We start from the raw sequence: 25145 nt of genomic DNA on the forward strand, positions 1-25145 counted from the left end.
TAATGTAACTAGCAATTCGGGAAGTATTAATATTATTGGCAATACGGACGCCACAACAGGAAATGTCAATTTGACAGGTTCTGGCAATGTAAATTCAGGAGATTTGCAGGGAGTTGGAGTTAATGTAACTAGCAATTCGGGAAGTATTAATATTATTGGCAATACGGACGCCACAACAGGAAATGTCAATTTGACAGCGCCGCTCGATGTAAATTCAAGGGATTTGCGGGGAGTTGCAGTTGATGTAACTAGCAGCAGGGGAACTGTCAACACTGGCAATATAAGTGCTGCCGAAAGTGTCGGAATTTTAGCGGGGAACGAAATCGCAATTGGGCGAATAAATGTTAATCCTGTTGTTAGGGTCGATCGCACTTCTACAGTAAATCTTAACGCTCAAAATGATATCAGCGTTGCATCCATAAATGCTCCGGGCGGTAATGTTGAGATCGCAACTCCGGGTTTAGTTCGAGTGAGGGGTACTTTTGACCAAAACGCTACTCCTGTTAGCGTCTCGACTCTTGGCGACACTCAACCCGGTACAGTTACGATCCGCCACGGCGGCGGCGATGTCAATCCGCCGATACCTTTTGCGGTGGGAGATGCGACGACTAACGGTACTGCTGGGGCGATCGCCAGTAATGCTGTGGGTACGATTACTCAAGGGCAATCTTTCATAAATTCTTACACTCAAGGTAATAGTGCGATCGTCACTACCAACCAACCAACTAATCCCGACAATCCCATAAATCCCCTCAATCCCGACAATCCCATAAATCCCCTCAATCCCGACAATCCCATAAATCCCCTCAATCCCGACAACCCCATAAATCCCCTCAATCCCGACAATCCCATAAATCCCCTCAATCCCAATAACCCCAATTCGCCCCCAATATCACCAAGGGATAGATTTCCATTAGATCGAGGGCGATTGCTTTTCCCCGATCGCAACCAACCCTTTACCCCCCAACAGCGGCAGAACCAAAACAGAATATTGCGAGATATAGGAAAACCCGGAGACAGAATGCCACCCGAAAGAATGCAATCTCCCAGAGGAATGAGAAATTTCATCGGTTCAAATCCCAGAGAACCCGTTTTTCAGTCACCATTTCGGGGCGACATCGGCAGGAACTTGGAGGCAGGCAACATATCGGCAGCTTTGCCTCTGCTGGACAAATCTTTCAGCCAAGAATTCGGGGAATATTTAGGCATCAACATCAGCAACGAGTTGGTATCCCCAGAGGAAATTCAAAAAAAGTTAGCATCGGTGGGCGCACAAACCGGCACGAAACCCAGCTTAATTTATCTGTTCTCGCAACCCGAAGAATTAAATTTAATGCTGATCACTTCTTGCGGTGAAGTGGTTCACAAAAGTGTGCCGTCAGCGAACCGGCAAGAACTTCTGAAAGTTGTAAATGAGTTCAGGGGTGAGATTACCAAACCGGGGGTGCGGGCTACTACGAGTTATCTACCATCTTCGCAACAGCTTTATAAGTGGATGATTGCGCCTTTAGAGGACAGTTTGAAAAAGTGCGAAACGGATACTATTTCCTTTGTTGTCGATCGAGGTTTGAGAGGTATGCCCTTTGCTGCTTTGCACGACGGACAGCAATTTTTGGTGGAAAAGTACAGTCTCAGCCTCATGCCCAGCATGAATTTAACAGATACTCGCTACGTCGATCTCAGAAATTCTCAAGTTTTAGCAATGGGTGCCTCAGAATTTTCAGAGTTGAATCCTTTGCCTGCAGTTCCTGCTGAAATAGCGGCTATTTCCCGAGAGTGGCCGGGAGTTAGTTTTCTGAATGAGGATTTCACTTTGGAGAATTTGAAGCGACAGCATCAAAGCCGACCTTTTGGGGTTATTCACTTAGCTACTCACGGCGAATTTCGACCTGGAGCACCAAATAATTCTTTTATTCAGTTGTGGAATAGTCGGCTGCGACTGGATGAATTGCGGGATTTGAGATTGAATGATCCGCAGGTGAATATGTTAGTTTTAAGTGCTTGTCGGACTGCGGTGGGAGATGCACAGGCGGAGTTGGGTTTCGGGGGTTTGGCGTTGCAAGCCGGGGTGCAAACGGCTTTGGGGAGTTTGTGGTACGTGAGTGATGAAGGTACTTTGGGATTAATGAGTGAGTTTTACCAGCAGTTGAAGACGGCGCGAATTAAGGGGGCGGCGCTGCGACAAGCGCAAATTGCGATGTTGCGGGGGGATGTGCGTTTGGAGGGTGGCCGATTGCGGGGTTTGAGTCGGGGTGAGGGGGTGGAGTTGCCGGCTGCGCTGCAAGGGTTTGCGGATTTAAAGTTGTCGCATCCTTATTATTGGTCGGCTTTTGTGATGATTGGGAGTCCTTGGTGATTGGTGATTAGTGATTAGTGATTAGTGATTTGTTAGGCGTTGCATAATTGCGAGATGATTTTGATTGTTTTGTGGGATGGGCCGTTGAGCTCGTCCAGTGCGTTTTCACAGCGGACGGGGCACCCCACAAGAATCATCCTCAAATTGTGCAACGCTCTCATTGCAAGTGATTAACGCCTAACGGCATCAAAGGTTATTTCAGGATGCTCAGAAACAATTGGTCAAGACTCAGGAGTGGTGATCAACGCCTAACGGCATCAAAGGTTATTTCAGACAGCATATTCAGTACACGCAACGTGACCGTGAAACCGTGATCAACGCCTAACGGCATCAAAGGTTATTTCAGCCAAGGTTTTTGTCCTTCTTCACCCCAAGTTTCAACGTGATCAACGCCTAACGGCATCAAAGGTTATTTCAGAACCGCCAGCTTGCTCCAATGGCTGACCGCCGAATGTGATCAACGCCTAACGGCATCAAAGGTTATTTCAGAATAAAAGCATTGACAACGCTTGTTGTTGCATCGACGTGATCAACGCCTAACGGCATCAAAGGTTATTTCAGTTCTGCCGCCGCCTGTCGCCACCATATCCCAATGTGATCAACGCCTAACGGCATCAAAGGTTATTTCAGAGTCTATCAGTTGAGGTTTCGAGCCAGTGGCTTTCCGTGATCAACGCCTAACGGCATCAAAGGTTATTTCAGAGTGGTCTTAAATGGCAACATCTACAATTCTCTCGTGATCAACGCCTAACGGCATCAAAGGTTATTTCAGGAGTACCGGGCCGACTTAAGTTTTGGCACTGAGTGGTGATCAACGCCTAACGGCATCAAAGGTTATTTCAGTTCAGCGTTCAGCCATTTCGTTTTTCTGCTAAGTTCGTGATCAACGCCTAACGGCATCAAAGGTTATTTCAGTGGATCAAAGGGTCTGATTTTGAACAAGCTCAAGAGTGATCAACGCCTAACAGCATCAAAGGTTATTTCAGACCATTATATTCTGGAAATTGGTCAAACCACGATACGTGATCAACGCCTAACGGCATCAAAGGTTATTTCAGACGCTCCGGGCGATCGATTAACTTGGTCACGATACGTGATCAACGCCTAACGGCATCAAAGGTTATTTCAGGTTGTTGGCAATCTCGCTAACCCCAAAAGTGTCAAGTGATCAACGCCTAACGGCATCAAAGGTTATTTCAGGTCGTAAAACGCCGAACTAGCAACAAATTAACAAGTGATCAACGCCTAACGGCATCAAAGGTTATTTCAGACTCGTCCTCCCTTGCCTCCGTCCCGTCGTTTGAGTGATCAACGCCTAACGGCATCAAAGGTTATTTCAGTTGCGCTTGTCGTGCGGCAGACGATCGGAGTAACCCGTGATCAACGCCTAACGGCATCAAAGGTTATTTCAGCCTTGGTTTCGCTTAACTCTTCTTCTTTCTCTGTCCAGTGATCAACGCCTAACGGCATCAAAGGTTATTTCAGCGTCACTCCAGCCGAAAACCCACGAAAACTTTTGTGATCAACGCCTAACGGCATCAAAGGTTATTTCAGAAAAGGTAATGGAGATTGGATGGAGCGAGCGCCGTGATCAACGCCTAACGGCATCAAAGGTTATTTCAGGGCTTCGATGCTTGTTGGCATCAGATGTGATCTGTTGTGATCAACGCCTAACGGCATCAAAGGTTATTTCAGACTACTGTTGAGTCATGATCCAATTTGTTATTCCTGTGATCAACGCCTAACGGCATCAAAGGTTATTTCAGGCTTATTTAGTGGGGTTTGGTTTGGGTTCTATTCGTGATCAACGCCTAACGGCATCAAAGGTTATTTCAGTGGCTTGAATTTCTCTGTCTGAATCGGCGATTCGTTCGTGATCAACGCCTAACGGCATCAAAGGTTATTTCAGCCTTAGCCGTTTTGTGGATACGACATGGTATTGGGTGATCAACGCCTAACGGCATCAAAGGTTATTTCAGGTCTAGTGCGGGCGGAACGAACTCAAAAATGTTTGAGGTGATCAACGCCTAACGGCATCAAAGGTTATTTCAGTCTTGCAATTCCTCAAAGCTCAACAACCAGCCTAACGTGATCAACGCCTAACGGCATCAAAGGTTATTTCAGGCTCGCTTATTGGCTACTCACTTGTGTCGATTGGCGTGATCAACGCCTAACGGCATCAAAGGTTATTTCAGATCTCAAGATCGAAACCTTGGGTGCGAACAACTGATGTTTGTGATCAACGCCTAACGGCATCAAAGGTTATTTCAGCATCCATGCGGAAAGCTACCAGCGACCCGCTAAATAAGTGATCAACGCCTAACGGTATCAAAGGTTATTTCAGACCAACTGGCGCGGTACATCAAACTCTGCAAACTGTGATCAACGCCTAACGGCATCAAAGGTTATTTCAGTCCCTAGTAGTCGGTTGGCTGTGCATGATTACGTGATCAACGCCTAACGGCATCAAAGGTTATTTCAGATGCAAAACCCCCGACAACAGCGCACAGACAGAAGGTGATCAACGCCTAACGGCATCAAAGGTTATTTCAGATCGCAGCCTGTTTCTGCTCTTGATTTCCTCCTGTGGTGATCAACGCCTAACGGCATCAAAGGTTATTTCAGGCCTTTTCCATACAGGGTGATCGGGTACGGGGAGTGATCAACGCCTAACGGCATCAAAGGTTATTTCAGTTTTTCGATAAGGCTTCTTGCCGAATACTGGTTCTACGTGATCAACGCCTAACGGCATCAAAGGTTATTTCAGTAGGAGTTGAACCCGAAAGTGTCCGATTGGTGGTGTGATCAACGCCTAACGGCATCAAAGGTTATTTCAGGATGTGGGAGTCTAGGCGATCGAGCTCCTCTAAATGTGATCAACGCCTAACGGCATCAAAGGTTATTTCAGGCGGGATTGAATTACACCCCAAACCCGTCGCCACCCCGTGATCAACGCCTAACGGCATCAAAGGTTATTTCAGTAAATCCCGTGAGCGCCAGCAACTCAATATAATTTGGTGATCAACGCCTAACGGCATCAAAGGTTATTTCAGAATTTACAGGTAGAGGCAAAATCTCACAATTGAAGTGATCAACGCCTAACGGCATCAAAGGTTATTTCAGAGCAACTCTATTCGCCACAGCCTCTTCCCCAGGACGGTGATCAACGCCTAACGGCATCAAAGGTTATTTCAGAAATTTCGTGAGGTCGCAGTCCGTAAGCGGCAAGGTGATCAACGCCTAACGGCATCAAAGGTTATTTCAGAGTTGGCAAGCTGGCAACTATCCTGCACTGTATTGTGATCAACGCCTAACGGCATCAAAGGTTATTTCAGAAGCCATTATCTTGGATATTGCAGAAGTGTGTCAGTGATCAACGCCTAACGGCATCAAAGGTTATTTCAGGAGCCACCTCTAACCGGATACGACTTGAAGAATACTGTGATCAACGCCTAACGGCATCAAAGGTTATTTCAGGAATTAGCCCGCACACTCGCGCAGTCAATTGACTCGTGATCAACGCCTAACGGCATCAAAGGTTATTTCAGACCGATCGCCCAACCCCTTAAAGAATAAACCCTCCAAACCATTTTTGCAAGCACCTTGCCCGACTAAATCCTTAAAACCTCCTTCCACCATCAAAGCAGTTAGCAGTTCGATCGCAGTGATCAACGCCTAACGGCATCAAAGGTTATTAGTAGGCCGATCGCCTAACCCCTTCCACAATAGACCCTCCCAGCCATTTTTGCAAGCACCTTGCCACACTAAATCCATTACTCAGGCCCGATCGCACTCCAGCAATCAACCCCAGCTAACACATCCGCCAGCAAAAAATCGCCAGCATCAGCCAAAACATAGCGCTGCCACCTAGTCTTTTTAGAACCCGCATGATCCACCCAGCAAGGCAAAGCCAAATACCCATTTCGATCTAAAATCAACCACTGACAAATATCAGCTTCAAACTCCTCACGCCACAGCAAAACAGAATTAATTAAATCCCGACTTTCCCCCAGCGAAACCCCACCAAATCTACTCACCGACTCCGGGCGCAAAATCGCCTCCCGCAATCTTTCCAACAGCTTGGGATTGCCAACATCCCCGCCAAAATCCACCCAAATTCCCAAATCAATACCAGTCAGCAACACCTGAAAATCCGGCCGCGCATTGCCCGCCGCAAACTCCTCCTTCGCAACTTTCACCCGCCGAACAGTCCGCAGCAAAGTAGAACTTTTGGGAGCAGACAAAAGGGCGATCGCAATCTTACAGCCACAGTGAGAATAGCGGTTAATTTCCCCCACCATTGACAGCAGCATTCCGTACACCGTAGCCGGCGGCGGCACCGGATAACTTTCCGCATATTCCCGCGCATAAGACTGCCGCCAGCAAGCAATTGGCACTTCAATTCGCAACCCGATCATGCAGCCTCCCGATCGATATCCGACAAAATCACAGACTGCAAATCCCTCACCGCCGGCTTAATTCCCCGAAAAACTTTCACACCCAATTGCTCCAATTCTTCCACCTCCGGCTCCACAGAAATTGCCCCGCCAATCCACACCTCATTCGGGTCAATATCTCCAGCCTCAATGCGGCGCACCAAATCCGATATTGAAATCTCCCCTTTGCGATTTTCCTCAAAGCAGTAAAGAATCCGGGGAGCAAAATCGTGAGTCCACCTGAGCACGATACTTTCAGGAGAAAAATCGTAAAGAAACCGAGCGTGATTTCCCGCAACACCTCCGAGAGAAGCCAAAGCATCCAAAACAGAAATCACCCGACTCGCAACCTTCAAACGGTGCGGAGTCATCGCAAAACCGTACTGATAGCGAGTAGCGTGAGCCTCCGTTTGATGAATAGATTTCCGGTCTTTTTTGCCGCTAGTCGAGCCAAAAAACAAATCGCCAGTATCCGCAGTCAAAGAAATCGCGCGAGTCACTTCTAGCACCCCCCTGCGAGCAATGCTTTCCCCTTTTTTCAGTTTAGCTTTAGCCTTGCCGCCTTTAGCAGTTGGTTTGGTGTCGCTCGACTCTGGAACCCCATCATTATTGATATCTTCCGTTGCCGCTTTCGCATCCATGTAACCCAAAACATCATCATCAATGTAGATTTCAGGATCGAAAACACCCTCTTGAACGCGATAATTTTCATTTTTATCATCATCCCATTTGCGGTTGACATCTTCTCCTAGAAACTGCCACTGATAGCGAATTGCCCACCGAATAGCCTCAGCAGATACAGTAGTCCGCAGCGAATTTTTCCATGCTAAGCGCTGCAAAGTTGTGACGTTACCTTGGTTTTCACCCCGGTTGTTAGCAGCGATCCCGTAATTGGTCAAAATGTTGCCAAACAAATGATAAGTCATGGTATTTCCTCAGTTACAGATATAGTGTGTGCGTAATACCAATTTTTTATGAGGTTGCATAGAATCCGATCCCCCCTAAAGAGGGCGGGCACGGGGGCACCGCCCCTACAAGGGGGGGACAAGATTCTTCTCAAAGTCAACCCCTACTCCCCTTATTAAGGGGGATTTAGGGGGATCGAGATATGTGCAACTTCACATTAAATTGGTATAAGTCCTGCCTAACGTAAATTGCGAAGGGATGATGGCAAAGGCACGCTTTCACCATCATCATCATCTTCGTCATCTTCTTCTTCCTCATCCCCATCATCCTCATCTAAATCAACATCAGAATCTTCAGCCTCCACCCGATTGCTGCTTGGCAATTCAGGCGGGGATTCAGCAGATTTCCTGCGTTTGTAACTGACGAGGGAAAGCAAGACTAAATTTCTTGCCATTTCCCAATCATCTAATACTAAATTCCACAATTCTGCTTGATATTCTTGCTGCACTCGCGAAAAGCCAGCTTTCGACCAAAATTCTGTGATGAAAAAACAGAATGCTGAAAAGTTTTTGCAGCGAATCATTTTCGATCGCACTTTTTCACGCTCATCTGATATCCGCTTTTCACCTAAATTTTTGCCGTGTTCTTGGCTAGCATTTTGGCGCTTTGCTTCAGCATTTCCTTGCTTAAAAGAACCAGCGTAAATTCCTCTCAAAGCATCGTGACAAGCCTCAACAAACCGCCCGTGGGATGCTTCTTTCCACTCCGCATATTCTACCATATCTCGAAAACCTTTACTTTCATAACACAGTCGATCGAACAATTCTTTGCTAGTTATTTTCGCCGCCAATTCTCCGTACCAAGGAAGGTGTTTAATCAAAGCATCAGCGATTAAACCTTTAGCCAAGCTGGGGACAATGGCACTACCCGAATCTCCGTAAACTACATACTTATCCTTGAAAGCATTTTGCGTTTTCTGATAAGCAGCACAGATTTTTGCATCCGCAGTTACGGAATACTTGTCCGTCGGAGATTTTTGCTTTTGATTCCACGGCGTTTTCCCAAAAATCACAGCGCGACAGCGACTAACTTTGTAAGTTTTCGCAATCTCTACTGCGGATTCGTAAGTCACTAAAAAACGCAGCGCTGCATCTCCAATCCCGGAAGCATGAAAATTTTTGTACGCTTGATGGCGTTTGGCGTAACTCATTCTAGTTTCAGCAAACTGTTTGAGATTCAAGATTTCAGGAATTATCAAAGCCGCCGATGCTTTTTCTCCTTTTGCGAAGGATCGAATTTTGAAATAACAGCAAACTACGGGCGCGTAAAGCAACACTAAAGCATCTAAAGCGTTTTGTTCGATGCTAGTTTTGCCTGCGAAAGCAGTGTGTTTGACTGTAGCGCCTGGATTCAGCCAGCCCGCTACTGCCAAGGGTTTCTCTAGCAGGAAACCCGCGCGATCGCACAAATTTTTAGCAAACTTTTGATGGCTGTATTCAGTTAGCGACTTGTAACTTACTACTAGCGGCAACTCGCCCTCATCAATCTCAAAAGATTGAGATTTTATGCCGTCGCTTTTAGAAAGTATCCCTTGCTGCAAAAAAGTATTCAACAATCCTTGATGCAGCGCCACTCTCGACTCCGGCAAGAGATTTTCTGAATCGATTCCCCGGAATCCAATCAATCCGTCATTCAGCAAAAACGACTGTTGAATCAACCATTCGAGCGCCTCTAAATGACTCCCTTGAATATTCAGCGCTACTTCATATTCGCCAAGTTCCCATTTCAGATTATCATAACTAATCCCCTCCCGATTAAATTGCTTTAAAGTCATCCACAAACCAGCCAAACCCGCCGCGTGCATATCCGTATAATGCGGGCTGTGCAAGTTAAGAACAATTTCAACATTTGTACTGTTCACAAGCTCCCGTTACCTCACTGTAAATCACGGCATCTTTGGGGGCGATCGGATAAATTTTTTGAAATTTATCCCTCCAGTTTTTTAGCTCAGAAATAGGACGGGGAAGCCGCACCGGAACCGCCCATTTTTGTGCTTCCTCAGCCAAAGCCTTATTTTTGGTGATGCCTTTTTTCGCCCTTTTTTCCTCTGCAATTTTCTCGATATTTTGCCTATCTTCTGCTAAAATGACATTAATGGTATTCCCAGGCTCTCGCAAAGACTCGCGACTGGTACACCACAAGCCGTCAAGCCATGCAGAGTCATATTCGGCGATCGGTTCGCCGGTGATTTTGAGAGCCGCTTTCATTAAATCAGTCTGCGAAATTTCCCCCAATTCCGCAAGTTCTCGAACGAATTCTTGACCAGCTTTTACCTGTTCTCCCGTATAAGGATAAGGAGTGTTAGTCGGATAAAATATAGCTTGGCAAATTCGTCCCGATGCTAGTACCAAATTGCCAGTAGCATCAAACTCAACTTGCCTGTTAAGCCGCCCCAGCCGCTGAATCAGCGCCGCAAAAATGGCAAATGGCGTTATCAGCAAATCGGCACTCAAATCGAGGGACATTTCGCAGATTTGATTGGTAACAGCCAGCACACCTTTAGTTTGCTGCGAAAAAGCTGACATGACTTGAGAATGGCGATCGACCCGATCTTTGTACCGATATCGAGCGTGGTAAACTAAAGACAAAAAATCTAAATTCGGGTACTTAACTAACTCATTCACAGCAAAATTGTAAGTGTCAACGCAACTTTTTACAGAATTGTTGACCCACAAAACCTTTTGATTTGCTGCTAAAGCAGCCGCGACATCCACCATGACATCAGTGGAACTTTCAACTACTTGAAATTGATAGCGCGGCAAATTTTCCAAATCTTTCGGGCCTTCAATCTCGGTCATCTCTTCGCCCAACTCCGCCACGGTAGCGTAGATTTTTGCCAATTGTTCCTGAGTGAAACTAGCGCTCATCAGCAAAATCGGCGCGCCTTTAAACGTCTGGATAAATCTCAGCAAAGCGCTAAACAATTTGTCATCGTAAGCGTGAACTTCATCAAAAACAAAAGCACCTTGGGCGATCGCAATCCACGCATAAATCGGCTTGCGGTTGTTCTGCATCAATCCCAAAACTGAATCTACCGTGCCGACGATAAGTTTGGCAATCCAAGCTTTGAAACTTTGCAGTCTCGACTCATTTTCAACGTGGTCATCATTTTCATTAATCAAAGCTTGGTAAACCTCTAAATCGATGTTCGATCGAGAGTGCATTAAAGCTGTTTCCGCATCAGTCAAAGTGCCGTAATCCAAAAAGCCCTGAGTAGCCGTCCCCGTAGTAGGATAAAGTACAAACAGCTTTCTATTAATTGCCCAATTTAATCCCCACAAATAAGCAGCAATTGTTTTACCAGTTCCGCAACCAGCTTTAACTAAAGTAATTCTAGTTTTGGTCGCAGCAACAGACTTTTGAAAACCCCGCCGCTGCTTTTTCTTGAGCCGGGAATCGATAACCTGCTGTAAATCTTCCCGGCTCAATACTTGCTCCAAAACTTGCCTCAACCATTGCCGCTGATTTGCGATTTCCGGCACCGCAGAACCTGCGATATCCGCTGCAATGACAGTCGCTTTCACTGCGGCAATGAACCGCTGGCGATCGCTATTTCGCCCCACAGTTTTTGCCATTGCTTCGCATTCGTTGGTTACTGCCTCAACAGCATATTTTAGTTCCTCCTGCGTCCAATTTGATTTTTTGACATTGGGCAGTTTTGGCGACAATTTTAACTGGCTGCCCGTCCCAATTTTGAGCAGCGCCCTAAAATCATCTCGGACGGGTTTTGAATCTGGTTTAGAAGAAATTTTGTGCTGGCAAAATACAAAAAGCGGGGCATTGCCGCAGCCCTTAGTTTTGACAAATTCCTTGGTTGGATCGACTTTGAGATGGTGTCCGATCGCCCCCCAAACAGCCACCAACAAATCGACATCTTTGCAACTTTCCAGCCACTGCCTAAATTCGGGAACTCGCAGCACCAAAATGCCGCTCAAAATTTCGTGACGGATTATTTGTTGGACTTGATTTCTCTCGTTAGTTGGCAATTCTGATTTAATCGTTTGTAACCAGTCAGGATGCTTTTGGTAATGCACTGACTCGGTTGCCATCAATCCCAAAAAGTGCTGGTTAGCTTTCCCCCAATCGTGAATGTAGCATCCCATCAAAGTTGTTTTCAACAGCAATTTCGCCCATTCATCGCCCAAACCTAATTGACGCAAGATAATCGGCAGCAATCGGTTGAGAATGATTTCAGCAGAACAGTACACCGCAGCAGTATGTCCGGGCAAAAAGTGAGCTGACTGAATTTCTTTAGGCAGCCTTGAAAAATCCTTGGGCAAAGACTTAGCGAAAAGTCGGGGAAAATTCACTTTCATTTAGCCTCCCAGTGAGGCACAAAAAAACCACCTCCCATGTGTCCTTTGCCCCCAATACCGTTATGCTGCACCAACAAAGAATCTTCATCAGTAAGCCCGGATATTTTCACCGAATAACCTACTTTTTTATCGCCCTTAACTTTGATAGTTTTTCTGGCGATTTCGCCGTATTGATTGAGGGGAATTTCAGCATTGCCCGATCGCACTCCCAGCGCTTTTAGTTGCCGATTCACCGCCGCTAAAAAATAATCCTGCTGTTCGTAGCCAGAAATCACCACAACCCGAGCAAACAAGTCAGCAGCAGGCTTTAACGGCAATATTGTCGGCACTCCCAGCACGACTTGGTGGATGCCCACAGACAATTGCTGGCCACCGAGTTTAAAGAAATGGTGCGCGTTTTCTGCTGCCACCCTGATCCGCATTCGCGACGATCGCCCGATCTCGCGCTTGAGAGTAATTTTCCCCTGTCTGTCTGGATATCCCGCCACCGTCAGCAGCCGAATTGTGCGATCGGCCCGCAACATCGGCACTACTTCGCAAATAGCTGCGAACAGTCCGTAACCGTGGTCTGCTGGGAGCTCTAAGCCATTTACTCTGAAAGAAATGTCGGTCGCACTTACTACTTGGAGTGCAGACATTTGGTTTTTGAGAGAGGTAGTATTCACTAGCCTGCTCGGGAATAATTTAGTTAATCGCCTGACGGCATCAAAGGTTTTGGGGAGTTGAAAGCAATGGCTGTTCGCGTCCCGGCATTAATCGCGTAGGTTTTACTACTCGGAGGGCAGAATGATCAACGCCCCGTCTATTTTTCTAGGTATAGCACTTACCGCAACTTTTGTCAAGTGTAATGTAAATAAATCTGTAGGAGCGGCTTTCACCAAAAATATTTCCGGTTGCGATAAAGACCGGAAAACCCGTCCCCACCCAACGGTAAATTCAAACAGACATCTCCAACAATTGGGGTTAAAATCAATCGGTCAAAAGAGCTTGCCGCTGAGCCTCCAACAATTCCTGAATCCCTATTTCTGCCACATCCAAAATTTGATTTAACTGACTCCTGCTGAAACTTCCTTCTTCCGCAGTTCCCTGAATTTCGATGATATTCAAATCTCCATTCATTACCACATTACAATCAATTTCAGCCGCCACATCTTCAAGATAATTCAAATCTAAAAATGGCTCGCCTTCCAAAAGTCCGACAGACACGGCCGCCACTTGGCGAATAATGGGCGATCGCACCAAATCACCTTTTTGCACCAACTTATTCAAAGCATCAGCCACAGCCACAAACCCGCCAGTAATTGAAGTCGTGCGAGTCCCCGCGTCCGCTTGCAAAACATCCGCATCCACAAGTATGGTGCGTTCACCCAATAGTTGCATATCCAAGCACGATCGCAAACTACGCCCAATCAACCGCTGAATCTCTTGAGTCCGTCCCGATAATTTCATAAATTCCCGCTCTTGTCGCTGCGGTGTAGATCCCGGCAACATTCGGTATTCCGCTGTTAGCCAACCTTGTCCAGTATTCTCCAGAAATCTCGGCACTCCCGGCTTGATTGTCACGCTGCAAAGTACCTGAGTATCGCCACTTTTCGCCAGTACGGAACCGCTAGCAAATTTGGTAAACTGTCGATCGAAACTAATCGGACGAATTTGATTTGGTTGTCTGCCATCGGCACGTTTTGTGGACATAAGTTATTGGTTATTGGTTATTGGTTATTGGTTATTGGTTATTGGTTATTTGTAACACTCAACAAATAACGGCTACTGCCAACTGGCAACTGACCCTTCGACTACGCTCAGGGAACGCAACTGACTACTGCCAACTGACTATTAACTATTAACTATTAACAACTTTAAGAATATCTTGCTGGACTTGTTCTGGGGATTGGTCGCCATCCACAGTTAACAGTTTGTTGCGGTATTCGTAATATTCTAAAAGAGGAATAGTGCGTTCGTGGAACAAATCGAGCCGACGCTGTAAAATTTCAGGGTGGTCATCCGATCGATCGCGCTCGATCGACCTACTCAGCAAAACCTCGATCGGCACTTTCAACAAAATCGCCCAATCTAGCTCCTGGGCCAAATCCTCTAATAAAAAATCCAACTCCTCAGCTTGAAAAGCCGTTCGCGGATAGCCCTCCAACACCCAGCCATTAAAGACATCCCACAGCAGCAGTCGGCGGCGAAAGAATTCAATCATAGTTGCGTCGGGAACTAATTCCCCTTTTTCGACATAAGACACCGCCAGCTTGCCTAAATCTGTGTCTTCTGCGATCGCCTCCCGTAGAATATCCCCCACAGCCAGCAAAGGAAGGCTCAAATTGCTGCACAGTAGTTCAGCCTGCGTTCCCTTTCCCGCTCCTGGCCCTCCCAGAATCACCACTCTCACAGTCCCTGCTCCTAGTGCCGCGACATTCAAATTTTACGCGATGTGTGTACTTTTTCTTCACAGTCCTGGACTTCCCAAGACTCTCATCGCCTTGCTTTTTCACCCTCTAACTCTCTAACTGGGGCGATCCCCGCCGTATTTTGGTAAAAAACCCCGTTTCTCCCTAAGTGCTAATTGAGTTCAAAAATCCCACAAACGACTGCGAATGCCACTGCAGCGAGCTTTTGACAACTTGTATATCTAGCGTTCGATCGGATGTGCACTCGGCCCCGTACACTATATATTGTCAAGCAGGCTTCAGCCGCGTCAAGGTCGGAGCTGCACTCAAGACTTAGTTGCTGATTAAATATTGCCCTATGGTTGCTCAGTTACAAACCCCTAAACTCAATTTAACCCACAGCTTGCCCTACACAGTTCAAGGGCTGGTGCAAGTTTTTACAGGCCCGCACCGCTGCTTTTTTACCAGTGTCATGGCTCAGGCCCTCAGAATTGCAGGACAGGGAGCTCCGGTGCTAGCGGTGCAGTTCCTCAAAGGGGGAATTAATCAAGGACACCAGCATCCGGTGCGGCTGGGGCAAAATTTAGATTGGGTGCGCTGCGATTTGTCACGCTGCATTGAGAATGCCGATTTAGATGAGCTGGAGACGCGATCGATCGAACAATTGTGGCAGTATGTTCAAAATGCGGTGCGCGAAGGTCGTTATGCCTTAGTTATTCTCGATGAATTGAGTTTAGCGGTTAATTTGGGCTTGATTCCCGAAGCGGAAGTGGTGGCATTGATTGACAACAAGCCGCATCATTTGGATATGATTTTTACCGGGCCATCCATGCCGCAAAGAATTTTGGATGTTGCCGACCAAATTACTGAAATTCGCCGCAGTTAAGGACAATCATTCTATTTGCGATCGCCATTTTAGCGGTCGCATTTTTTATGTAAAAAAACAGTATCTAAAAAAAGAGGCGATCGCTTAGCTCAAAGAGCGATCGCACGCCGATCAATTTACCAGCGACGTTACGATTGAACTACCGGATCGAACACAACAGTCAATCGATCCGCCGGAACCATCCGCTTGAGAATTTTCAAGTGACCGTCTGCATCAGACCAACTGCGGAACTCACCCACAACCACCTTTTCCACATTGGGAAGCGAGCGAACTATAGTCCACGGCTTGAGACGTTTTTCTTGCAACATACTAGATAAATCTCCTTGGTAAATTGGAGCCAACGCCAGTCCCCATCTTTGGCCACGGCCGAGGACTGGCTTTTGACTTTGCAAACTTGCCCTTCTCTAAGAACATAGCACAAAAAAAAGGGTTTGGGATTATATCTTATTTTTCGCTTTTTTTAGAGCTGTTTTCTACATAACAGATGATTAAACTCAAAATTTATTAACTCTTTAATTCCCAACTCAAAACTATTTAATGACTGACACTTCGACTTCGCTTGGGGTGCAGCCTAACTAATAAATTCTGCCTTCTACCTTCTACCTTCCTTTTACTGAGATATTGCACCATTCTCAATAAGTTTTTTATGAACAGGCTTTTCGGCCTGTTCCACAAAGAGTGAATTTTCTTGTGGAACAGGCATCTTGCCTGTTCTTGAGAATAGTGCAAGATGTGAGTTTTACAAATCCCGCCGCGACAGCAGAAACCAGATCCCACCTAAACCCAAAACACCGCACAAAACCCCGCCTTCCCACCCAAAAACAGTCCCCCCCGGCAAATGTCCAGGCTTGGCTTTAGAAGTAAAATTCAGCTCCGAATAGTATACCCACTGGCTGTTAACCCGCCAGCCCACTCGATCGCCAAACTTCTCCCAAACTGTAGCATCATAAACACCAGGCTTTCCCCCCAACTTGAGCCACAAACCCTTTTGCACAGAAAAACCGAATCTGCGGTGACTGTGCCGCACCCAAAGTTGATCGATAGTCTGCAAATCCTTAGCTGGAAACTTCCTAATATCTTCCTCACTCAAATAACCCCGTGAATTTTGCTGCATCACCTCCAGCATTTTCACAGAAGTTTCCTCATCAGCACCACGCCAATTTTTAGCAGCCAGCAGCCTTGCCAAGTGAGAATAATCAATACCTTTTTCGGACTCTAAATTCACAGAAACTAACGCAGTATCAGTCACTGGTTGAGTGGGAACCGAAGGACTAATGACAGTTGCCTGCTGCGACTTTTCCAGCACTGGGACAACAACAACAGGAGGTTTTAAAGCATCCAAAACTTCCACAGCCGATTTGTAGCGATCTTTAACATATTCCTGAATCAACTTATCCAAAACCTGAGCTAAATCGTCGCTAATTTGTGTTCCTTTTGGCAAAGCCTCCCTCCAAAGCCACCGGCCTTCAAGCGGATCGTAAAGGTCATCGTGAATGTCCCCGTAGATATCCAGATAAGGCATAACAGAAGTCAGCAAGCGAATGCAAGTCACCCCCAAACTATAAAGGTCGCTAGCAGGAACAGCCCTACCGTGACGCTGTTCTAGAGCCGCGTAGCCGGGAGTTCCCAACTTAGTTCCTGTTTTGGTGGGAGCAGCCGCTACTACCTGTTTAGAAACCCCAAAATCTATCAGCACTAACTTACGATCGCGAGCTCGGCGGATCACATTCTCAGGCTTAATATCGCGGTGAATTACATTTCGGTCGTGAACAAACTTCAATAAAGGCAACAAATCTAACAGCAGTTCGCAAGTTTTAATTTCGCTATAAGCACCGTACTTATCTAACTCATCCTTTAAATTATTGCCATCAATAAACTCTTGCACCAAATACAATCGCCCATCTTCCTCAAAATAAGAAATTAACTGAGGAATTTGCGGGTGCTTCAGTTCGTATAACCGCCTTGCCTCTTGTTCAAACAGTCGAACATATTTTTTAAAATGACCGGGCTTCCGCTGAAACTCTTGAGGGGGCGACAACTGTTTAATCACGCACAATTCCTCAAATTTTCCATGATTAACAGCTCGGAAAGTCCTGCCAAATCCCCCATCGCGCAGCGGTTCTGTTGCTGCATAAAGGTCTTTTAGCAGCAGCTTTGAACCACAATTAAGACAATACTTTGTGCCTGGTGGGTTCTGACGCTTGTCTCTTGGGCAATCGAGATTAAGGCAGTATGTCATATATTAAAAAAATGCGAACAAAATTATACTCAGGGTTTTATATTATTCAAGAGTCCGATCGCGAGCTGGTTTTTGTAGAGGCGAAACCTCGAACCTTACGGAGGCGGCAGCCACCCTCGCGATCGGAGGGGGCGCTCTCGCCAGACTGCCACCCCTGAGCAAGTATAACTCTCTTGAGGGTTTGACCTCAAACTCGAAGTCCTCATCTAACCTTAGACTCCGCTGCGTGCAATACATTTGATTTAGCGGCCAAAGAGCCACCAGATCAAACAGAAATAGTAATTTATTACCAGCCCCGTGAGTTCTGCAACGCCAAAAAAACTGAGGATTCCGCCTGAGATATAATTTTATTGCCAGAGAGAAGCACACTAAGGGGAGCCACAGCTTCCGTCAAGTTCGATCGGCTTTAATATTTTAGCAGCATAATTTATTACCTAACCAGGCGAAATCAACAATCCAAAACTCCCCAACAAACGCACGTTAAAATAAAGACTAGCTTCCGCGATCGCCATCCGAGCTCGATCAGACACTTAGCCAGTTTTCCCTGTTTCCTTTTTTCAGCTATTACCAGTTACATCTAATTCGATCGGTCTACTTAATTAGGAATCGCCAGTGACACTAAAACTACAGCCTTCTAAAACTCCAAACTCCCGCAAAAAATCACCGAAAGTACCTTGGTTCGAGCGGTTCATGGCACTGGTCGCCCTAGGAAATTTAAGCCTAGTAATATTTGACATAACTTACGTGCCCGGACGTGATTTCTACCTCCGGCAACTCCCAGTTCTAACTCAAGTATACGACCCATTTAAAGGAATTAAACCCCACCGAGACACCCAGCAATATCTGGAAACCTTAGAAGAATTAAAAATTCACGTAGTGCAAACAGGCTTGCCCTCTCCCCAAGTAGCAGCCAAATTGCAGGAAATAAACAATCTGAGCGCGAAAATGATCGACGAAGATCCCTTTCGAGTAGCATCAAAAAGTGGCACCTTAGAAAAAATAAAAGACCGGATGCGATCTCGCGTCCCGAATCCGCAAGACTCCGCTAAACAATCATTCCAAAGATTCTGGAGCCCTGACTATTTAAACAAACAAGGCTGGCAAAAAGAAATCAAGTGGTTTGACTCCAAAATCAAGCCATTAATCGCCACCAACTATTACCGCGAGATTGGAGAAAACGGCGAATTCACCGATAACTTCTGGCTAATCGACCTGCCATTTATTGCCATATTCGCGATCGAATTTCTAGCCCGTACCTACTCGATCAGCCGCCGCCACCGCAGCGTCACTTGGCGATCGGCCATGCTCTGGCGATGGTACGACATCTTCATGCTTCTCCCATTCTGGCGCCTGTTGCGAGTATTACCCGTCACAATTCGCATCCACCAAGCCAAAATGCCGGATCTCCAACCCATACGCACCCAAATCAGCCGAGGTTTCGTCGCCAACTTCGCCCAAGAATTGACCGAAGTTGTAGTAATTCAACTCATCAACCAGATGCAACAATCTATTACCACAGGCGAACTCGCTCGTCAACTCTTTAAATCCCCAAAACAGCGCTATCTAGACATCAACAATATCAATGAAATAGAAGCGATCGCCACCCATCTCGTGCAAATAACCGTCTACAAAGTCCTCCCCCAACTCCAGCCAGACCTAGAAGCCCTCCTCCGGTACAATATTGAAAGCTTCCTCAAACAATCCCCCCTCTATCAAGGATGGAAGCAAGTACCCGGCCTGGGAAACCTGCCCGAACAGCTAGCACAGCAATTAGTTGCAGAACTCTCAAAATTAGCCACCCTCGGCCCCCAAGATGCCTACGAAGCCTTCAAAATCGCCACCGAAGACCCCATAGGCATGAAACTCTCAAGCCAGCTAGTCCAACATTTCGGGCAAGCTTTAGGAACCGAACTGCAACAGCAGCAAACCTGGCAAGAAATACAACTGCTGCTGTGCGACTTCCTAGAAGAGTTCAAAATCAACTACATTCAGCGGTTGAGCGAAGAAGACTTCGAGAAAATTTTAGAACAAGCCAAAGAACTGCAACGGATAGCCCCGCGTTAGGGCAAGTCTCCACCGCTTTACTGATTTTTTTCTTCCCCAATTAGCAATTAGCAATTACCCTGCTGTAACTCCTGCACATGAAACTTGCTGGAATTGTAAAGTTTTATGTGCGATCGGCATTCTCTACGAGAGTCATCAGCAGGGTTGTGCCTCACATATTCAGCGCGGTAGTGAGTTAGACCGCCGTTAGGGTTCTCAGCGGCCTGGCGTGTCATGTTTTTAGCGAGAAAGATCAATTTTTTTAGACGTACATTATATCAATTTATATGTAAGTTTGATGAGATTATACTTTTTAGAGTCAATCTGTAAAGTAAAATTAAAAATTACTACAAATAGCTCTAAACCAAGTAATCTATTAGATATGATTGCTAACTGGTTTCCTAAAGGCTAAAAAAAAATACCAAGGCTAAAAAAACTAAGGCGCGTCAGTATCTTTAGTCAGATATTATTATACCACTATCAGAGAAAACACGTAAGTAGCCATGCTTGTTTAAGCAAGTTACTGTCTCCAACTTTTCACTAACTATTATAGATTGCTTTTCAATATATATTTCCTCAGCCTCATTTCACTCAATCCACTGAGATTTTTCAGCCAACTCGTTACCCCAGGAGTAACACCAATAAATGTCACAGACCTCTGCAACCACTTTCCTGTCAAACCGTTATAAAAAAAAGGTGTCCCTGCGCCTGATTTTAGTATTCCCATTCGTTCTGCAAATATTTGCTGCCGTCGGGCTAACAGGCTGGCTATCCTTACGCAACGGGCAAAAAGCAGTCAACGAAGTTGCTAGTCAGTTGCGGAGTGAAATTACGGCCCGTATCCAGCAGCAGCTCAACACTTACCTAGACACAGCCCCTCGCGTCAATCAACTGAATGCCAATGCCCTTCGCCTAGGATACTTAAATCCAGACGAATTGGAGAGTATGGAGCGCTATTTGTGGGAGCAAATTCAAGCCTTTCCTTCTCTCCCCAATATGGGCTTTGCTACTAACACGGGAGAGTTCATTGCCATTGAACGCCAAGAGAATGGCAAAGTAGTTTTTAAAAGAGCAGACAAAGAGCATCGGAATGAACTTCATATTTATGAATCTGATAGCAAAGGCAATCAAACGAAGCTCTTAAAAGTCTCCCGCAACTACGATATACTCAACCGTTCATGGTATAAAGACAGTGTACGCTTAGGCAAGCCCACATGGAGCGAAATTTTTTCGATTACAGGTCAGAAAACCCTCTCGCTTCCTGCCGGACATCCAGTGTATGACGAAAGTGGCGAACTGCGCGGAGTATTCGTTGCTAATTTTCTGATCTCTTTCCTCAGTGACTTCCTGCACAGCTTAAAAATGGGTCGATCGGGACAGACATTCATTATGGAACGTTCGGGACTCCTAGTAGGCAGTTCAACTCTCAAAGAAGCATTTATCACCAACAATGGCAAACTCGATCGCCTGAATGCTTTAGATAGCACAGATGATTTAATCCGGCTGACAACAGCGCATTTAAAAAAACACTTTGGCGACCTCACTAAAATTAATAGCTCTCAGCAATTGGATTTTACGATCGCCGGCCAGCGGGAATTCCTCCAAGTTATGCCCTTTCAGGATAGCCGAGGATTGGACTGGCTGATCGTCGTCGTAGTTCCTGAAAGCGATTTCATGGATCAAATTAACGCCAATACCCAGACTACCATTTTGTTGTGTTTCGGAGCCTTGGCCCTGGCTACCGTTTTGGGAATCTTAACCGCCCGCTGGATTACCAGCCCGATTCTCCGTTTGAGCGCAGCTTCTAGGGCGATCGCCAGTGGCGACTTAGAGAAAAATGTGCAGGTAAAAGGCGTAGAAGAACTAGAAGTTCTGGGGCAGTCTTTCAACCTTATGGCACAACAGTTGCGCGAATCCTTTGAGGCGCTAGCCAAGACCAATTCCGAGCTAGAAATCCGAGTAGAAGAACGCACCGCTGAACTCACGGAAGCCAAACAAATCGCTGATACTGCCAACCAAGCTAAAAGTGAATTTTTAGCGAATATGAGTCACGAATTGAGAACGCCACTCAATGGAATTTTAGGATACGCTCAAATCCTAGAACGCTCAAAAACGATGGCTCCGAAAGATATCCAAGGCATCAGTATTATTCACCAGTGTGGTTCCCACCTGTTAACCCTGATCAATGACATCTTAGACCTCGCTAAAATTGAAGCCCAGAAATTGGAACTGTACGCGAAAGATTTCCATTTTCCTTCCTTTTTGCAAGGAGTCGCAGAAATCTGCCGCATCCGAGCCGAACAAAAAGGAATTGCTTTTGTTTATCAACCCAGTTCGGAAATTCCTGCTGGCATCTACGCTGACGAGAAACGCTTGCGACAGGTACTAATTAACTTACTGAGCAATGCAATTAAGTTTACAGACTCGGGACGAGTGACTTTTAAGATAGAACATCTGGAAAAGGGGACAGGTGAAAAGGTACAAAGCAATGACCAAAAGCCAGCCTCACCAATTCACCAAATTCGGTTTCAAATTGAAGATACTGGCGTTGGTATGACACCAGAACAATTAAAAAAAATATTTTTGCCTTTTGAACAGGTAGGAGACAGCAAGCGTCAGGCGGAAGGAACCGGACTCGGTTTAACAATTAGCCAGAAAATTGTCGAAATGATGGGTAGTACAATCCAAGTAAAAAGCCAGTCAGGAGTCGGCAGTGTTTTTTGGCTAGATTTGGATTTACGGGAAGCGGCAGACTGGGCAAATACAGTCACGATTGCCAAGCAAAGAAAGCTGGTTGGCTACCAAGGTAGAAAACAGAAAGTTTTGGTTGTGGATGACAAATGGGAAAACCTCTCGGTGATTGTCAATCTGCTGGAACCGCTCGGCTTTGAAGTAACCGAAGCTAAAAACGGTCAAGAAGGTTTAGAAAAAGTAGAAGAGTTTAAGTTCGATTTGATTATCACTGACTTAGTGATGCCAGTGTTAGATGGCTTTGAGATGATGCGCCGTATCCGAAATTTGTCACACTATAAAGATGTGGCAATCATTGCTTCATCTGCCAGTGTATTTGCTACCGACCAACATAAAAGTTTCGAGGGGGGAGCAAACGATTTTCTCGGTAAGCCAGTGCAGGCAGAAGAGCTATTTGAGATGTTGCAAAACTATTTAAAACTTGAATGGATATATGAGGAAGAAAAGCATGAAAAAATCAGCACTATTCCTTTTTCATCAGATGCTCAATCACTTTCTGAATCGCCCTCTGTAGTGGCTCCCCCGCCCGAAGAAATTGAACTTTTATTTGAACTGGCGATGAGAGGCAACGTGAAAGGAATTGTGAAGCGCAGTGAGCACCTAGAGAAGTTAGATCAGAAATTTGTGTCCTTTGCTGTTGAGCTGCGCCAGTTAGCCCAAGGCTATCAGGTGAAAAAAATAAAAGAGTTTATTACATCCCACAGGATAGAAAAAGAATGAAGGCAGCAAATATTGAAACAAGTAGCATCTTAATCGTCGATGATAATCCTAGCAATCTGGACGTGCTTTCTGAAGCTTTAGCGGGTTTTGGATGGGAGATATTGGTAGCAACTGATGGCGAAACTGCCATCGAACAGGCTGAATATACTCAGCCGGATTTGATTCTGTTAGATGTAATGATGCCAGGAATTGACGGGTTTGAAACCTGCCATCGCCTGAAGGAAAGTCCGTTGACGAACGAAATTTCGGTAATTTTTATGACGGCTCTTTCTGACATAGGAGATAAGATCAAAGGCTTTAATCTAGGGGCTGTGGATTACATTACTAAGCCCTTTGAACAAAAGGAGGTGTTAGCTCGCGTCAACCTCCATTTAAAACTGCGTTCTTTGACTAAAACTCTCGCTGACCAAAATCTGCTTCTCAAACGGGAGATTGAAGACAGGCTCGCAGCAGAAGCAGCGTTACATCAGCTCGCACAGGAGCTAGAAAAACGGGTGGAAGAACGAACTGCTGAACTTTCTCAAGCTTTGGAGAATCTTAAAAAAGCTCAAGTGCAAATCGTTCAAAGTGAAAAGATGGCTTGCCTTGGTCAACTTGTAGCTGGAGTGGCTCACGAAATTAACAATCCAGTTAGTTTTATCTCCAATAATATCCCTATTGCCAAGGAATATATTGCTGATTTGATCGAGATGACTCGGCTTTGCCAGCACAACGTTACTTCGACATCAGAATTTGAGGATAAGTCCCAGGAGATTGAGTTAGATTTTATTGTTGAAGATTTGCCCAAAATTATTGATTCAATGGCGCTAGGAACAGAGCGACTTTACAATCTTTCTATGTCACTGCGTAATTTCTCTCGGTTGGATACATCGGCACTAACGCCAGTGAATATTCACGATGGGCTAGATAGTACCTTATTAATTTTAGGGCATCGACTGAAATCTAAAGGAAGTTTCCCCGGAATTGCAGTGATTAAAGAGTATGGGGAATTGCCGCTAGTAGAGTGTTATCCGGGGCAACTTAATCAGGTGTTTATGAATATATTGGCGAATGGAATTGATTCTTTAGAAGAGTCTACGATTAGTTGTCCGCTGTGCGGGGAAAAGAAACAGAGCAATGACACTCCACAGATTCGGATCTGCACTGAAATGCTTCAGGATGACAGAGTGGTGATTCGGATTGCTGATAATGGGGTTGGCATAACTCAGGAAGTAATGCAGCATTTATTCACGCCGATGTTTACTACTAAATCAGTAGGTAAAGGGACAGGTTTAGGTTTGTCTATTAGCCGTGAGATCGTAGAACGAAAACATGGTGGTAAGCTGACCTGCATTTCCTCGCCCGAATGGGGGGTAGAGTTTGTAATTGAGCTTCCAATTCACCATTAGTAATGGGGATTTTTTAGGGCTAATTTTAGTTTGGCTGTTTTGTCAATATACCGTTAATATTGCGATCGCCCATGTCTAATCTACCAATCACCCTCACTGTCAAACTCTTGGCCGCCTATCAAGAAGCAGAGGGCTTGTCCGAAGAGAAATTAGAATTTCCCAAAGCAACTCCCGTATCGCAAGTCCTAGAACGCCTGAGTGCCGATCGCCCACTGTTCTATGGGCCACCCACCGGCTTCGGTATTGTAAAACTTCGTTTAGTTTATAAGCAATTATAAACAATAATGGTATCATATCGCTATGAGTGTTGAACAAGAAATACGCACAGCCCAAAGAACGGAAGTCTCAAATGCTGCAGCTAACAGAGAGGCACATCATTAAATCAACGGAACATCGTTTCGTCCAGATTGACGAATTAGCTTTCAAGTCCAAAAACCTCTACAATGCCACCAATTACGTCATTCGTCAGAGTTTTATTTATGGATGGGGCTATGTCAATTACAACGAAATGAACCGATTGATGAAGTCTCACGAAGCATATAAGGCTTTGCCTGCTAAAGTAAGTCAGCAAATCTTAATGGTGCTAGACAAGAATTGGAAATCGTTTTTTGAAGCCGTTAAAGCTTACAAAGCTGACTCTTCAAGATTCACGGG

Annotated in this window: 16 protein-coding genes, 1 pseudogene and 1 CRISPR repeat array; of the genes and pseudogenes, 7 read left to right on the forward strand and 10 right to left on the reverse strand. The window is 45.6% G+C overall.

All coding sequences use genetic code 11. The features are described from left to right. Window positions 1-2356 (forward strand): CHAT domain-containing protein (locus QT990_RS27950; RefSeq protein ID WP_333466027.1); only part of this gene is annotated, 2356 nt, incomplete at its 5' end. Between the two features lie 166 nt (window positions 2357-2522). Next, window positions 2523-5904: direct repeats of the CRISPR family, unit length 36 nt; unit sequence GTGATCAACGCCTAACGGCATCAAAGGTTATTTCAG. Window positions 5905-6129: 225 nt separating this feature from the next. On the opposite strand, the gene cas5 is transcribed toward QT990_RS27950, so the two are convergent. The 7 genes from cas5 to QT990_RS27985 form a co-directional block, all read right to left on the reverse strand. After that, window positions 6130-6774 carry a type I-MYXAN CRISPR-associated protein Cas5/Cmx5/DevS gene (gene cas5, locus QT990_RS27955; RefSeq protein WP_333144225.1) on the reverse strand — a complete coding sequence of 215 codons (645 nt, stop codon included), beginning with the start codon at window positions 6772-6774 and terminating at the stop codon, window positions 6130-6132. Then, window positions 6771-7718 carry a DevR family CRISPR-associated autoregulator gene (locus QT990_RS27960; protein WP_333144224.1) on the reverse strand — a complete coding sequence of 316 codons (948 nt, stop codon included), beginning with the start codon at window positions 7716-7718 and terminating at the stop codon, window positions 6771-6773. The genes cas5 and QT990_RS27960 overlap by 4 nt, the downstream gene beginning before the upstream one ends. 218 nt (window positions 7719-7936) lie before the next feature. Then, complete coding sequence (gene cas8a1, locus QT990_RS27965) at window positions 7937-9619, reverse strand: type I-MYXAN CRISPR-associated Cas8a1/Cmx1 (RefSeq protein WP_333144223.1); 1683 nt, start codon at window positions 9617-9619, stop codon at window positions 7937-7939. Then, window positions 9600-12074, reverse strand: coding sequence for a CRISPR-associated helicase Cas3' (cas3, locus tag QT990_RS27970; protein ID WP_333300880.1), 2475 nt, complete (start codon window positions 12072-12074; stop codon window positions 9600-9602). Before cas3 ends, cas8a1 begins: the two co-directional genes overlap by 20 nt. Beyond that, window positions 12071-12712 carry a type I-MYXAN CRISPR-associated protein Cas6/Cmx6 gene (gene cas6 / locus QT990_RS27975; protein ID WP_333300883.1) on the reverse strand — a complete coding sequence of 214 codons (642 nt, stop codon included), beginning with the start codon at window positions 12710-12712 and terminating at the stop codon, window positions 12071-12073. The genes cas3 and cas6 overlap by 4 nt, the downstream gene beginning before the upstream one ends. A 331-nt stretch (window positions 12713-13043) precedes the next feature. Further along, on the reverse strand, window positions 13044-13766 hold the full coding sequence (gene rph / locus QT990_RS27980; protein WP_333144220.1) for a ribonuclease PH: 723 nt from the start codon (window positions 13764-13766) through the stop codon (window positions 13044-13046). 148 nt (window positions 13767-13914) lie between these two features. After that, a complete protein-coding gene (locus QT990_RS27985; RefSeq protein WP_333466031.1) occupies window positions 13915-14466 on the reverse strand; it encodes a nucleoside monophosphate kinase in 552 nt (183 codons plus the stop codon). Window positions 14467-14822: 356 nt separating this feature from the next. Between QT990_RS27985 and QT990_RS27990 the strand changes: the two genes are divergently transcribed. Continuing rightward, window positions 14823-15350: a P-loop NTPase family protein gene (locus QT990_RS27990; RefSeq protein WP_333175972.1), complete on the forward strand. Its 528-nt coding sequence runs from the start codon at window positions 14823-14825 to the stop codon at window positions 15348-15350. Between the two features lie 128 nt (window positions 15351-15478). On the opposite strand, the gene QT990_RS27995 is transcribed toward QT990_RS27990, so the two are convergent. Next, entirely contained in the window at window positions 15479-15742 is a 264-nt protein-coding gene (locus QT990_RS27995; protein ID WP_333144218.1) for a hypothetical protein, read from the reverse strand. A gap of 347 nt (window positions 15743-16089) precedes the next feature. Beyond that, the gene (locus QT990_RS28000) at window positions 16090-17589 is read right to left on the reverse strand and encodes a GUN4 domain-containing protein (RefSeq protein ID WP_333466028.1); all 1500 of its coding nucleotides are present in this window, start codon (window positions 17587-17589) and stop codon (window positions 16090-16092) included. A 612-nt stretch (window positions 17590-18201) separates the two neighbouring features. Between QT990_RS28000 and QT990_RS28005 the strand changes: the two genes are divergently transcribed. Beyond that, complete coding sequence (locus QT990_RS28005; protein ID WP_333466029.1) at window positions 18202-19653, forward strand: hypothetical protein; 1452 nt, start codon at window positions 18202-18204, stop codon at window positions 19651-19653. Window positions 19654-19700: 47 nt separating this feature from the next. Here the strand turns inward: QT990_RS28005 and QT990_RS28010 are convergent, their stop codons facing one another. Then, window positions 19701-19868, reverse strand: a complete 168-nt coding sequence (locus QT990_RS28010; RefSeq protein WP_333144215.1) for a hypothetical protein — start codon at window positions 19866-19868, stop codon at window positions 19701-19703. A gap of 409 nt (window positions 19869-20277) precedes the next feature. On the opposite strand from QT990_RS28010, the gene QT990_RS28015 reads away from it, so the two are divergent. The 4 genes and pseudogenes from QT990_RS28015 to QT990_RS28030 form a co-directional block, all read left to right on the forward strand. Beyond that, entirely contained in the window at window positions 20278-23103 is a 2826-nt protein-coding gene (locus QT990_RS28015; RefSeq protein ID WP_333466030.1) for an ATP-binding protein, read from the forward strand. Next, window positions 23100-24491, forward strand: coding sequence for a response regulator (locus tag QT990_RS28020; protein WP_333144213.1), 1392 nt, complete (start codon window positions 23100-23102; stop codon window positions 24489-24491). The genes QT990_RS28015 and QT990_RS28020 overlap by 4 nt, the downstream gene beginning before the upstream one ends. Before the next feature lie 71 nt (window positions 24492-24562). After that, window positions 24563-24769: a thiamine S protein gene (locus QT990_RS28025; RefSeq protein ID WP_333144212.1), complete on the forward strand. Its 207-nt coding sequence runs from the start codon at window positions 24563-24565 to the stop codon at window positions 24767-24769. A gap of 74 nt (window positions 24770-24843) precedes the next feature. After that, window positions 24844-25145 (forward strand): annotated as a pseudogene (locus QT990_RS28030) (RNA-guided endonuclease TnpB family protein); the annotation flags it as partial.

Source organism: Microcoleus sp. T3_B1 (assembly GCF_036700445.1).
Classification (GTDB): domain Bacteria; phylum Cyanobacteriota; class Cyanobacteriia; order Cyanobacteriales; family Microcoleaceae; genus Microcoleus.